At 39.9% G+C, this 13,501-nt stretch carries 13 protein-coding genes and 1 riboswitch; of the genes, 6 read left to right on the top strand and 7 right to left on the bottom strand.

What is annotated here, in order from left to right; genetic code table 11:
- Positions 1-233: 233 nt before the first annotated feature.
- From phoU to F935_RS14055, 4 genes are all read right to left on the bottom strand, one after another.
- Positions 234-956, bottom strand: a complete 723-nt coding sequence (gene phoU, locus F935_RS14040; RefSeq protein WP_035366304.1) for a phosphate signaling complex protein PhoU — start codon at positions 954-956, stop codon at positions 234-236.
- 105 nt (positions 957-1,061) lie between these two features.
- Positions 1,062-2,393, bottom strand: coding sequence for a multidrug efflux outer membrane protein AbuO (locus tag F935_RS14045; RefSeq protein ID WP_080645617.1), 1,332 nt, complete (start codon positions 2,391-2,393; stop codon positions 1,062-1,064).
- Positions 2,394-2,489: 96 nt separating this feature from the next.
- Positions 2,490-3,395, bottom strand: a complete 906-nt coding sequence (locus tag F935_RS14050) for a DMT family transporter (RefSeq protein ID WP_016139499.1) — start codon at positions 3,393-3,395, stop codon at positions 2,490-2,492.
- A complete protein-coding gene (locus F935_RS14055; RefSeq protein WP_016139500.1) occupies positions 3,388-3,969 on the bottom strand; it encodes a TetR/AcrR family transcriptional regulator in 582 nt (193 codons plus the stop codon). Before F935_RS14055 ends, F935_RS14050 begins: the two co-directional genes overlap by 8 nt.
- 107 nt (positions 3,970-4,076) lie before the next feature.
- Here F935_RS14055 and F935_RS14060 point away from each other — a divergent pair, with 107 nt between their 5' ends.
- The 6 genes from F935_RS14060 to gluQRS all read left to right on the top strand — a co-directional run bounded on the left by F935_RS14060 (position 4,077) and on the right by gluQRS (position 10,462).
- On the top strand, positions 4,077-5,162 hold the full coding sequence (locus F935_RS14060; RefSeq protein WP_016139501.1) for a hypothetical protein: 1,086 nt from the start codon (positions 4,077-4,079) through the stop codon (positions 5,160-5,162).
- 34 nt (positions 5,163-5,196) lie between these two features.
- Positions 5,197-5,331, top strand: a riboswitch (TPP riboswitch).
- A gap of 88 nt (positions 5,332-5,419) precedes the next feature.
- On the top strand, positions 5,420-7,297 hold the full coding sequence (thiC, locus tag F935_RS14065; protein WP_016139502.1) for a phosphomethylpyrimidine synthase ThiC: 1,878 nt from the start codon (positions 5,420-5,422) through the stop codon (positions 7,295-7,297).
- Between the two features lie 75 nt (positions 7,298-7,372).
- Positions 7,373-8,008, top strand: coding sequence for an NUDIX domain-containing protein (locus tag F935_RS14070; RefSeq protein WP_016139503.1), 636 nt, complete (start codon positions 7,373-7,375; stop codon positions 8,006-8,008).
- The gene (gene cpdA, locus F935_RS14075) at positions 8,005-8,817 is read left to right on the top strand and encodes a 3',5'-cyclic-AMP phosphodiesterase (RefSeq protein ID WP_016139504.1); all 813 of its coding nucleotides are present in this window, start codon (positions 8,005-8,007) and stop codon (positions 8,815-8,817) included. The genes F935_RS14070 and cpdA overlap by 4 nt, the downstream gene beginning before the upstream one ends.
- A 210-nt stretch (positions 8,818-9,027) precedes the next feature.
- The gene (gene dksA, locus F935_RS14080; RefSeq protein ID WP_016139505.1) at positions 9,028-9,564 is read left to right on the top strand and encodes an RNA polymerase-binding protein DksA; all 537 of its coding nucleotides are present in this window, start codon (positions 9,028-9,030) and stop codon (positions 9,562-9,564) included.
- Position 9,565: 1 nt separating this feature from the next.
- Positions 9,566-10,462, top strand: a complete 897-nt coding sequence (gluQRS, locus tag F935_RS14085; RefSeq protein ID WP_016139506.1) for a tRNA glutamyl-Q(34) synthetase GluQRS — start codon at positions 9,566-9,568, stop codon at positions 10,460-10,462.
- Between the two features lie 49 nt (positions 10,463-10,511).
- On the opposite strand, the gene ftsW is transcribed toward gluQRS, so the two are convergent.
- The 3 genes from ftsW to F935_RS14100 all read right to left on the bottom strand — a co-directional run bounded on the left by ftsW (position 10,512) and on the right by F935_RS14100 (position 13,491).
- Positions 10,512-11,708 carry a putative lipid II flippase FtsW gene (gene ftsW, locus F935_RS14090; protein WP_016139507.1) on the bottom strand — a complete coding sequence of 399 codons (1,197 nt, stop codon included), beginning with the start codon at positions 11,706-11,708 and terminating at the stop codon, positions 10,512-10,514.
- Between the two features lie 24 nt (positions 11,709-11,732).
- Positions 11,733-13,079, bottom strand: a complete 1,347-nt coding sequence (murD, locus tag F935_RS14095) for a UDP-N-acetylmuramoyl-L-alanine--D-glutamate ligase (RefSeq protein ID WP_016139508.1) — start codon at positions 13,077-13,079, stop codon at positions 11,733-11,735.
- Positions 13,080-13,239: 160 nt separating this feature from the next.
- The gene (locus tag F935_RS14100) at positions 13,240-13,491 is read right to left on the bottom strand and encodes a DUF6587 family protein (RefSeq protein WP_016139509.1); all 252 of its coding nucleotides are present in this window, start codon (positions 13,489-13,491) and stop codon (positions 13,240-13,242) included.
- Positions 13,492-13,501 lie beyond the last annotated feature (10 nt).

Here is a 13,501-nt window from a genome sequence, read left to right on the forward strand (position 1 = left end):
ACTTACACAAGCATAAAAAGCCTTACATAGAGCGAACAGGACTCTACATGACATAGAAAAGCTCAGAACTTAATATCAATTCATAGCAAGAAGAACACGATCCCTGTCGTGTTTATGTATTTGATTTTCTGTCCTGAACTTCCCCCCAAAGTTCGGGACATTTTTTTATCTATTATTTTTAAAAATAAAAAAGCCTTGTTTGAAACAAGGCTTTTAAATATTTCAGCTCAAGATTACTTTTCGTGGACTTTGGCTTCAATTTCTTCAATTTTGGTATGACGAGCATCAAAGCCTTTTGCCATATAAATGACTTGCTCAGCAATATTACGTGCATGATCACCAATACGCTCTAAAGAACGTAGAACCCACATGACATTAATAACACGAGCAATATGACGTGGATCTTCAATCATATATGTCATTAATGTACGCGTTGCTGACTGATATTCACGGTCAATGTCAGCATCGGCTAAAAGTACACGTAAAGCCTGATCTGCATCTAAACGCGCAAAAGCATCAAGAGCATCATGAATCATGACACGAACTTGGTTACCAATATGACGTGTTTCCATGTAGCCACGAGGCGAACCACCCTCTTCACAAAGGTTTTGTGCAATACGGGCAATTTTTGCTGCTTCATCACCAATACGCTCAAGGTCAGTATTGGCTTTGCTCATAGCAATAACCATACGCAAATCGATCGCTGCTGGATGACGACGCGCCAAAATTAGCGTCAAGCCTTCATCAATATCACGTTCATATTGATTGACTGCATTATCTTTAAATTGAACATCAATCGCTAAATTTGCATCTGTATCAAGCAAAGCATGAATTGCATTTGCGACCTGTTGTTCGACCAAGCCACCCATGGTCATAAACTTTGTGTTTACATCTTGCAATTCTTCATTAAATTGAGAAGAAATATGATGGGTTAACACCGGATTACTTGGACTCAAGGGAAGCCTCCAACATGATGGCGCAGGAATAAAATGATTGAGCATTAGAACACAGCAATCATTAAGTTTTTATGACAAAATTAAATTTCAGATAAAAGCATTTTATTACTGATAGGTTAACCAGTTATTTAGCTCGACCAGATCTTTTTCACCCAACTGACCTACCGCAGCTTTTAAACGAAGTACATTCAATAAATAGTCATATTGAGCATTAAGATAATCCTGTTTTGCAGAAAAAGCATTACGCTGGGCCAATAAAACATCAACCATACTTTTTAAGCCTTCGTTATAGCTCGCTTTTGAGGCTTGAGAAACTAAAGAAGACGAATCCATTGCAGCTTTTCTTGCTTCGAGTTTTGCTTGGTCTGTATCGACCTGCATAAATGCACTTTTTACGTCGACATTGGCACGGCGGATGGCCGCATCAAGTTGAGCCTGAGCTTTACTGGCTTCTACAGTCGCTTTTTTAATTGATGTTCGAGTGCGGCCGCCATTAAATAAATTCCAGTTCATTTCCACCCCAACCTGATCAAATTTTCCGTCAGTCGAAATAAGAGTCTCTGGGGTCTGTTTGGTATAACCATAGCTTGCAACGGCATCAACTTGAGGATAAAGCGCGGCCTTTTCCACACGGCGCTGATCTTCACTATATTGTTGCTGTAAACGGGCTTGCTGGATCTTTAGATTTTTTTGCTGGGCCAAAGAAATCCAGTCATTAAGCTCTGCTGGATAAGGCTTTTGAAAACTAAAATCACTGCGTAATACAGCAAGCTTATCTTGATAGGAACCAATATATTCAGAAAGCTGTTCTTGGGCTAAAAGTAATTGAACATTGGTTGAAATACGATTGGCTCTAGCATTTTGATATTGAGCATTTGCTTCACTCACATCACTACGGGCCACCAAACCCTCTTTGAGTTTGGCATTCATCATATTAAGCTGTTCAAGCAAAGCTTTTTCTTCTTGTAGGTATGCAACACTCAATGCCTGCTGACGTAGTACATTAAAATAGGCTTCTGCTACATTTAAAACATGATCTTGTTTTTGCAGTCTTAAGGTAATTTCACTTAAGGCAACCGAAGTTTTAACTTGCTTATAACCTTCCCAAGCATCCATTCGAAACAATGGCTGACGTGCTGTTAAGGTCGCTTGGCGAGTCGTTGAGGTATTACTTACCAAAGCATCAGAAAGCCCTTCTTGGTCAACACCTGGAAAGTTTGAACGCTTTACAGTTTGTCGATTACGAGTAATGTTTCCAGACAGTGTAACGGTGGGTAATAACGCTCCCGTTGCCAAGCCTAAATTAAGTTGATCTGCTTCAAATTGTTGTTGATTGGCTTGCCATGTCGGATCATTTTGTTTTGCGCGCTCATAAGTCTCAACCAAATCTAGAGCAAAACTCGAAGATGCAAAACTCCAAAGGCCAACAGCGACCATTAATTTTATTTTCATTGTTCAAATCAACGATAAAACTTGCCTTTAAGACTAAGAAAAATTCGAATCAAACTCAAGCCATTAAAAGTTTTAGTTTTTTTAAGCGTTCTCAGTTTTTGACAAAATTAAAATACAAATAAAAATCAAAAGCATGCCTATCCAACCCAACCATGAAACATGCTCTCCCACCAACACAATGGCAAAAATCGCAGCAACTAAAGGTTCAAATAAAGTTAAGGTCGTCGCTTTGCTGGCATTTACTGTTTTTAGTCCAAAACCGAAAAGCAAATAACCCAAAAACATAGGAATCAGCATCATATAACCAGCCACAAGTAAATTGGTTGAGCTTTGTAATAACCCACCACCTGTAACCAACAAAGTAGGAAGCAAAATAACTGCCCCACCACCCATAATCATGCCCATTGCAGCTTTAGCATCAACACCCCGATCTATTAATCTTTTTGCAGCCCATGAATAAAGTGAATAAGTTGTAGCTGCAACAAGTCCAAGCAAAATACCGAAGTATTTATTCCATTGATTTGTACTGTCTAGAACCGCATGACTTTCACCCATCGACAGCATCGTTACACCAAGCACACCGCAAATAAAACTTAGAAACCAGATAGCTGACAAAGCTTTGCGATCAAAGAATCGCTCTAAAATGGCTGCGATCAGTGGAGCAGAACCAATTGAAACCACGGTACCAATCGTAATGCCTGCATAATGCATTGAAGAATAAAAAGCCAAAGGATAAATACCAACAGCCGCCACACCCAACAGCAATATGGAAAGATTTTCCCTTATAAATTGTCGGTTTTCCCTTATCGCTCTTGATGCAACCAACGCTTGTAAAAGACCGCCGCCACCCATCGCTACGGCGCCAATAGCGAGTGGGCCAAGTGTCGGAGCAAATGCTGCGGCAGTACCAGTTGTTCCCCACAAAACAGAAGCAACTAAAATCGCAATTGTGCCCCCATAACTACTATTTTTAATGAGGCTAATCATGTGGGCATTCTCTATTTAAAATATCTTCTGCCATTTGTTTTGCTAATAGAAGTTGACGACTATTTCCTTCTAAGCCTGCTCGTGCCATAGAACCTTCTAAAAGAAAAGAAAGCTGCGTGGCCACATAGCTAATCCGCTGTGAGTCTGGTATCAATTTTTTTAAATGCTCAGCAACAATAGCTTCGACTTCTTCCTTATGTTGTCTTACCGAACTTCGCCCTGCACTATTCGCAGGAAACTCAGCCGCAGCATTCAATAACCCGCAACCTCGAAAGCCTTTTTCATAGGCAAATTCCGCATGGTCTTGATAGGCATCAAATACAGCCAAAATGGCTTCTTTAGCTGTTTTTATTTTTTCTAAACGCTTTTGGTAGAGATCAAGCCACTCTTGATGGCGCGCAGCAATATAGGCATCGACAAGCTCACCTTTTGAAGAAAAATTATTATAAAGCGACATTTTAGCAACATCTGCTTTAGCGGTAACCGAGTTAATTCCAGTTGCAGTAATGCCATCGTTATAAAACAAAGTTGAAGCGGCATCGAGAATTTTCTGTCTTGCTGTTTTATCATTCATAGCTTTAATTTAAGTAGACCGACCTACCTAATAATAAAGATTTCTAACAATGATGCAATCTTTTTCCGAGTTATAATTTGAGCAATATTCACTTTGATAAAAATACAATGATGAAAAAAGTTCTAATGATAAGTATGTGCAGCGCACTACTTTTAGCTGGATGTAATAAAACATCAGAGCAAGATCAGGCTGTATCTAAAGAGCAAAAATCAACTGAGCAAAAGGCCATTCAAAAACAAGACAGTGGCTGCTTACAAATTATGGTAGCTATGCACACGATTAATCAAAACAGCAAAATAGAAGACTTAAATCAAATTAATGAAAAGCTTAAAACGTGTGTTCCGTCTTTAAAAAATGATGAACAGCTTAAGTTGATTGATGCATCAACAGCCATGTATCAACGTTTTTTAAAGCAAGACTACACTGAAAAAACAGGCAGAGCGTTTGAAGCTTTTGGCTATGCTGTTTTAGAACATAAACAACAAGACCTTAAAAAGGTCATCCAAACTCAGAAAAAGCTCTTCGACCAACTGAGCCCACGTGATCAATACTTACTTCAACATGAAGGCCAAGCCTATATTGAACTTCTCTATCAAGGCGAAGGCATGTTCACCTATCGACGTCAGCCAAACTATTTAGTTGATGTTTTTTCTAAAGCCTTACCCGCAGACCAAAAAGAGTTCTTAACTCGTATGGCAAAAGACAATCAAAATATTTTTTATAACGATGGTGCTTTGGCTATTTCTTGGAAAGAACTCACTGAACGTGCATTATTTTGGGAAAAATTTATTCAAAAGTATCCAAAAAGCTATTTTATTAGTGATGCAAAACTACTCTTTAACGAATATCGCTATTTTATTTTCTTTGGTCTAGATAACACGCCAGTGTCAGATGAATATGCACCAAACACATGGTTTGATAAAGATGCACTTCAACAAATTCGGTTTCTCTCTACACAAAATCAGTCGAGTTTAGCGAAACCAGCCCAACTGTTTCTTAAGTTTATTGCTACGCCTGTAGAGGAGCGTAATAAGCAATTTAAAATAGATTTAACTGATAAGAATGGCGATAAAAAATCAAATTATCAGATTACTCATGAACAACTTGAGCAGCTATTAAAATTAGACTCCCCATGGAACACTGAAGTCTATCGCGACTGCCATATAGATGCGGTTTGTATAGATACAAATTGACAATGCCACCCAACCTAAAACATGTTAGTCTGTAAATCGCTTGACGGAGCGCGAGTAATAACTCGCTGAGATTGTGTAAATTTTGTGTTATAGCAACACAAGTTTGAACATGAGTACCGTTGAACCTGATCAGGTTAAGACCTGCGTAGGAATCAAGCCATCTAAAAACATAAGCCTTAAATTTATCTCGTAAAGATAAATCCGCCATCGTTTTTGGTCGTGCTTGATTCGTTGATGTTATTCATAAGGATCATGTAATGAACCAGTTAACGAATCTCTCTTCTGCTGAAATTTCAGCACAACATGAACAAGATGCAAAAGATTTAACCCGTATCTTACCCGCTTCTAAAAAAGTTTATATTGAAGGCTCTCGCCCTGATATTCAGGTTCCAATGCGAGAAATTTCTTTAACAGATACTCCAACTGGTCTTGGCGGTGAACATAATCCCCCTGTTATGGTCTATGACACTTCAGGTGTTTATACCGACCCAAATGTTCAAATTGATTTAGACAAAGGTTTACCTTCAGTTCGCCAAAACTGGATTGAAGAACGTAACGATACTGACGTACTTTCTGGCTTAACTTCAACTTTTGGTCAGGAACGTTTAAAAGATATCCGCACCGCTGACATTCGTTTTGCTCATATTCAAAACCCGCGCCGTGCCAAAGCTGGCAAAAATGTCTCTCAAATGCATTATGCCAAGCAAGGTATTATTACACCTGAAATGGAATATATTGCAATTCGTGAGAATCAGCGCCAGCGTGAAGGTGTTGATATCCGTCAGCATCCTGGACAAAATTTTGGTGCAAAAAACTTAAAAGAAATTACACCTGAATTTGTTCGCCAAGAAGTTGCTGAAGGTCGTGCGATCATTCCCGCCAACATTAACCATCCAGAACTTGAACCAATGATTATTGGCCGTAACTTCTTGGTTAAAATTAATGCCAACATTGGTAACTCAGCGCTTGGCTCTTCAATTGATGAAGAAGTTGCAAAAATGACGTGGGCAACCCGTTGGGGTGCTGACACCATTATGGATTTGTCGACAGGTAAAAACATTCATGAAACACGTGAATGGATTATTCGTAACTCACCTGTTCCAATCGGCACAGTACCAATTTATCAAGCACTTGAAAAAGTTGATGGTGTTGCAGAAGACCTAACATGGGAAATCTTCAAAGACACACTGATTGAACAAGCTGAACAAGGCGTTGACTACTTCACGATTCACGCAGGTGTATTGCTTCGTTATGTTCCACTTACAGCAAACCGTTTAACAGGTATTGTGTCTCGTGGTGGTTCAATCATGGCGCAGTGGTGTCTAGCACATCATGAAGAAAACTTCTTATACACTCATTTTGATGAAATCTGTGAAATCATGAAAGCTTACGACGTTTCGTTTAGCTTAGGTGATGGCTTACGTCCGGGTTGTATTCAAGATGCAAATGACGAAGCACAGTTCAGCGAACTTAAAACTCTAGGTGAACTTACTCACCGTGCATGGGAACATGATGTTCAAGTCATGATTGAAGGCCCTGGTCACGTACCAATGCACATGATTAAAGAAAACATGGACCTTCAGCTAGAAGTGTGTAAAGAAGCACCATTCTATACGCTTGGGCCTTTAACGACTGATATCGCTCCGGGTTATGACCACATTACTTCTGCAATTGGTGCAGCCATGATTGGTTGGTATGGCACAGCAATGCTTTGTTATGTGACACCGAAAGAGCATTTGGGTTTACCAAACAAAAAAGATGTTAAAGACGGGATTATTACCTACAAGCTTGCGGCACATGCTGCTGACCTTGCGAAAGGCCATCCGGGTGCTCAAGTTCGCGATAATGCCTTGTCAAAAGCTCGTTTTGAATTCCGTTGGGATGATCAGTTCAACTTAAGTCTAGACCCAGATACAGCGCGTAGCATGCATGATGAAACCTTACCAAAAGAGGCTCATAAATCTGCTCACTTCTGTTCAATGTGTGGACCAAAGTTCTGCTCGATGAAAATCACCCAGAATGTTCGTGACTATGCCAACAACCTCACTAATAGTAATTCAGAGGTTGAAGAAGGCCTCAAAGCCATGAAAGAGGTTTATCAAGAACAAGGTCAAAAACTGTATCATAAAGTGTAAATATTCAAAAAAAACACTTGCCTAGCCATGATTCTCGGTTAGGATGAAATAAATAGATTTCGTCCTGATCGAATCATGAGTATTGTTGAACGTCCAAGTTATACATCTAAAGATGTCGAAGTAACATCACGCGAATCTCTATTCCGTGGTTTTATTCAAGTTGAAAAAGTCAGCCTTCGACATCGTCTATTTAATCAAACTGAATATACCCATGTATTGCAGCGTGAACTTGTTCATCGTCCTGAAGCGGCTGGCGTTCTACTCTACAACGATCAAAGACAACAATTTGCACTTATTGAACAATTTCGGGTTGGCGCGATTAATGACCCCGATTCACCATGGCAATTGGAAATAATTGCAGGTGTATTAGATGGAGATGAGACTCCTGAAAGCTGTATTCGTCGTGAAACGCTTGAAGAGTCAGGATGTACTATTAATCATTTACATCATCTATTTAGCTTTTATCCATCTGCTGGGGCGTGTTCAGAACTATTTCACTTATATGCTGCTGAAACAGACTTACCAACAAAAGGCGGAGTTTTTGGCATGCCTGATGAAGGTGAAAATATTCTTTTACACTTGTTTGACTACAGCGAAATATCAACATTATTGAGTCGAGGACGTTTGAGAAATGCTCCTGTCATTATGGCGCTACAATGGCTATCTCAACACATCACAACGATAATAAAATCCGACGAGGTAGGACGGTGACTTTTCAAGTCTCAACACTTTCACAAAAAGACCATGTCATTATACAAATTACAGATACTCACTTATTAGAGTATCCGCACTTAGAATTTGTGGGAATGAATCCTGAAGAAAGTTTTCATGCCATTATTCAACAGATCCTGAAAAGACATCCTGAAACTGATGCCATTATCCATACTGGAGATCTGGCTCAAGCACCAACGCCTATTACCTACAAACGTTATATTCAATATATGCAAACGTTAGGTCTGCCATTTTTTCAGACACTGGGTAATCATGATAACGTTGACCATTTTCCATTACATAAAGAAAACCATCAGGAACCTGTGGTCATTTGTTTAGGAAGCTGGCGCGTTATTTTATTAAATAGTGCGGTAAAAGGTCAGATTGATGGGCACCTGTCGCCAGAACAACTACAAAATTTAGCGACATTACTTGAAGAGTTTTCGGATAACCCTGTTTTGCTGGCTTGTCATCATCATCCTTTCGCAATGAAATCTAAATGGATTGATCATCACAAGTTACAAAATTCTAATGCGTTGCTTACAACATTAGCTCCATTTAAAAATGTAAAAGCTTTAATCTGCGGGCACGTTCACCAAGACTCACTAAACACTTGGCAAGGGATCGAATTTTTCTCGACACCCTCGACAAGCGTTCAGTTCAAACCGTTTAGTAATGAATTTGCCCTAGACCAAAATGCTCCTGGCTACCGTTACATTCGTCTAAAAAACGATGGTAGTTTTGAAACAAAAGTCTTCCGTCTTGAAAATTTTCAGGGCCTTATAAATACTGATATTTCAGGCTATTAGCTCTATTTCTTATATGCTTATATGCAATTATGACTAGGCTAAACACGTTTTGAAAATATTTACGGGGTGGAATGACTATCATCTTGCAGGAAAAATCTATATGATGACGACCCGATGGGGAAATCCATCGATGGTTTTCTATAAAAACACTTGCATATCACCATATTTTTTGCGTATAGATAATACGTGTATGATGAGGAATGCCCTATTATGGCGAATGACAACCACAACCAAGTTTTGGATGAACATACAGAAGTTGTAGTGGAAGGCGAAAAAGCTTCTACAAAACGTGCACGTAAAGTGAAACCTAAAACTTCTGACATAGGCACAACTGCAAGTTTATTTGGTATTGCACCTTATCAACCTAAGAAAAATGAAGAGTACATGTCTGAAGGACAGCTCGAGCATTTCCGACAAATTCTGCAGGCATGGAAAGCTGAATTAATGTCTGAAGTTGATCGTACGTTGAATACGATGCAAGACGAATCAACTGCATTACCCGATGTAAATGACCGTGCGACCCAAGAAGAAGAGTTTGCAATTGAATTGCGTACACGTGACCGTGAACGTAAGTTGATTCGTAAAATCGAACAATCTATGGAAGCAATTAAAAACGAAGACTACGGTTTCTGTGAAACCTGTGGTATCGAAATCGGTGTACGTCGTTTAGAAGCACGCCCAACTGCAACTCTATGTATTGATTGCAAAACTTTGGCAGAAATCAAAGAGAAGCAAAATAACGGTTAATATGACCGAGGTAACTCCTAAAGAGAAACCTAGCTTTGCATATTCAGGCCGGTTTGCGCCATCGCCAACCGGCCCTTTGCATTTTGGATCACTTATCACTGCCGTTGCCAGTTATTGTGATGCAAAAGCCCATCAAGGCAAATGGCTTGTTCGTGTCGAAGACACAGATATCCCTCGTATTTATCCGGGTAGTGAAGATCATATTCTCACATCATTGGACGCCTTCCAGTTCGAACCCGATTCAGAAATCATCTTTCAAAAAAACCGTTTAGACATTTACGAAAGTGTATTAGATCAACTTAAAAAAGAAGGTCTTATCTATGCTTGTCAATGTACACGCAAAATGCTGGGTTCAAACGCAATCTATGCGGGAACTTGCCGCGATCTCAATCTTGATTTTCAAGACCAAGCAATTCGGGTAAAAGTTCAAGATCAACAAATCTGTTTTGATGACCGACTGCAAGGACGTCATTGCTCTAATCTGTACCATGACCTTGGAGACTTTGTTCTTAAACGCCGTGATGGGATTATTAATTATCAACTTGCTGTCGTCGTGGATGATTATCTGCAAGGCATCACCCATGTCGTTCGAGGCTCAGACTTATTAGATAACACCGAACGTCAAATCTGGCTTGGTGAGCTCTTAGGATACCCTAAACTGAGCTACATGCACCTTCCTCTGGCCATGAATGATCAAGGGCAAAAACTCTCTAAACAAAACCTTGCTCAGGCACTTGATTTATCAAAAGCCCCTCAATTGCTGCAACAAGCAATACAAGCATTGGGACAACCGAAGGTTGATTTAGACCAACCTAAAGTTATGCTTAAACAAGCAGTAGAACAATGGAATGTAGATTTAATTCCACATGTAGAGCAGCTGAGCGGAACATACCTATAAATAAAAAAACCCGATATCAAATCGGGTTTTCTCATGTCTAAATATTCAACTAGAAGTTTGATTCTTCCCTTTCTGGGTTTACTTCTTGGGTTGAAGAATCAATCTTTAAGATCAAGCTAATCATCGCAGCACACATCATTAAAGATGTACCACCATAACTAATAAATGGCAGAGTCAAACCTTTAGTCGGCATTAAACCCATATTCATGCCCGCATTTACCAATATCTGGAGCAAGAAAATAATACTAATACCGTAAGCTAAATAGCCTGCGCGAAGATAATGATGTTTCAATGCACGATGACCAATTTTGATACAGCATGCCAACATCAAGAAAGACAAACCAATGACAATAGAAATACCAAAGAAACCAAACTCTTCGCCTAACACTGCCAACATAAAGTCAGTATGTGCTTCTGGCAAATAAGACAACTTTTGGACACTGTGCCCTAAGCCTGTACCAAACCACTCACCACGACCGAAGGCCATTAACGCATTTGATAACTGGTAACCTACCCCTAATGGATCTGCCCATGGGTCAGTAAACGAAATCAAACGCTGGAAACGATACGGCTCAAATAAGATCAAAAACACGATACCGGTTACAATTGCGCCCAACATAATTAAGAACTGTGTTGGTGGTGCACCAGCTAAAAAGAATACCCCGACCATCATCAATACAATTACGATCGTAGCACCCAAGTCAGGCTCAGCAATAATCAAACCAACCGTAATTGCCATGACTCCACTTAAACGTAATAAGCCTTTCCAGTGAGTACGAACCTCTTTGGCACGGCGCACAACGTAGTCTGCGGTAAAGATTGCCATCATGACTTTGGCAACCTCGGTTGGCTGTAAGGTAAAGCCACCGATCTTAATCCAACGTGTAGAACCGTTCACTTCTGAACCCACCACCAGAGCAGCAAGCAACAGAACCATGGTCAATAGCCACAGCGGGAAAGTATTTTTAAACCACGTATTGAGTGATATCCGATAGGTCAAATATGCCACCACAGCCGCAGCGACAATCGAAATACCATGACGAATCACATAGTGAAACGGGTTTTCATGCATATATTCAGCATAGGGCATCGAAGCAGACGCCACCATCACTGAACCGATACACAACAATGCAACGACACAGAAAATCAGGACATTACGTGGCGTCACTTCCGCTGGCCATTTAGGCAATATCCGTTCATACCAATGATTGATTTTCTGGATTGTGGTCTGAGCTAAGCCTGCCATACAACATTCCTAATCATGTTTTCTTTAAACCAACGAATTGACACAGGCAACAAACTGCTGACCACGGTCATTATAACTTTTAAACATATCAAAACTTGCACAGGCTGGTGATAACAACACCACATCTTCAGCTTGTGTTTCACGTTGACACAGCTCTACAGCTTCTTTGAGTGTTGCTGCATGCAAAATTTTGGTTACGCCCTGAATTGCTTGTTCAATAACTGGAGCATCTTCACCAATCAATACCACAACTTTGGCATATTTTTCGATAGAAGAACGTAATGGACCAAAATCTTGACCTTTACCCTGCCCACCTAAAATCAAAGCAACCTTCCCTTTCTTAACCTCAATTGCAGCGCCTAAACCATCAATTGCTGCAAGTGTAGCACCAACGTTGGTTCCTTTAGAGTCATTGTAATAACGCACATCATGTACAGTTCTCACGTACTCACAGCGGTGCTCTAATCCTTTAAATTGTTTTAACGTTTCAAGCATAGATTCCATAGGCAAACCAATTGCTTCACCTAATGCTAAACAAGCCAAAGCGTTGGCTACGTTGTGCATACCTTGAATATATAAATCTGAGCTTTTAATTAAACGCTGCAAACCACGTGCAAGCCAAAGCGTGCCATCACCATCTCTTAAAACACCATATTGATTTAAGTCTGGTGCATTTAGACCAAAGCTTTGCATTGGTGTTGTATCTGGAACAAGAGGGCGACTTAAAGCATCATCACGATTAAATATGACTTTTTTAACGCCTTGGAAAATACGATGTTTTGCTTGGTGATAACCCCACATATCGCCATGACGATCTAGATGATCTTCACTCATGTTAAGAACCACAGCAACCTCAGCATTTAAATGAGATGTGGTTTCTAACTGGAAACTTGAGAGCTCAAGTACAAGCAACTCTGGTTGATCTTTTAGTAAGTCTAGAGCTGGGCGTCCTAGGTTTCCACCCACAGCAACTTTTTTACCTGCATCTTGAGCCATTAGGCCAATTAAGGTCGTTACTGTACTTTTAGCATTAGAGCCCGTAATAGCCACAATAGGCACTTCTGTGGCACGGCGTAATAATTGAATGTCGCCTACCACTGAAATACCTTGAGCAATAGCTGCCTGAATTTCTGGTAATTGCGGTGCAAGGCCTGGGCTTAAAATAATTTCTTCTGCTTGTAATAATAATTCTTGGTCAAGTTGACCGAAACTGGTTTTAACGCCAGCTGGAATCTGGTCATGACCAGGAGGGGTTGGACGAGAGTCCGTTACTGCAACTTGGTAGCCTTGTTCATGCAGGAAATTAACAGCAGAAACGCCTGATATTCCCAAGCCTGCGACAACTTTTAATCCACCGCGTTGTATTAACATTTTTGCCCCACAATTTATCAATCGACAGAATGGCAAAAATGTTAGCACTTTGCTGTTTTGAATGCTTTTTCAGTTTGAACTTTATTCATCTTTTTTTGTGTCAGTGCGTAAAAAAGCCATCAATATGATGGCTTTTTAGACGAAACAAGAAATACTAAATTTATTGCCATTTAATCGGCTTAATTTCTTGAACTGTATTCGTAGGTTTATCTTCGCTTGAACAACCACAACCACCAGCACAACCAAAGGTCATTTTTGGTTTAAGCCATTTTGCCAAGGTTATCCAACCCTGCTTTTCACAAAATGTAGAGAGTGAAGAAAAGACCGAATTTGCTGTTTTTGGAAATACTTTCTTAAAAACAACAACTGCACTCCAAATCACTAGAACCGCAATAATCAGATATTGAATCATATACAACCTC

It is taken from the genome of Acinetobacter calcoaceticus ANC 3811 (assembly GCF_000399665.1).
In the GTDB taxonomy this organism is placed as follows: domain Bacteria; phylum Pseudomonadota; class Gammaproteobacteria; order Pseudomonadales; family Moraxellaceae; genus Acinetobacter; species Acinetobacter calcoaceticus_B.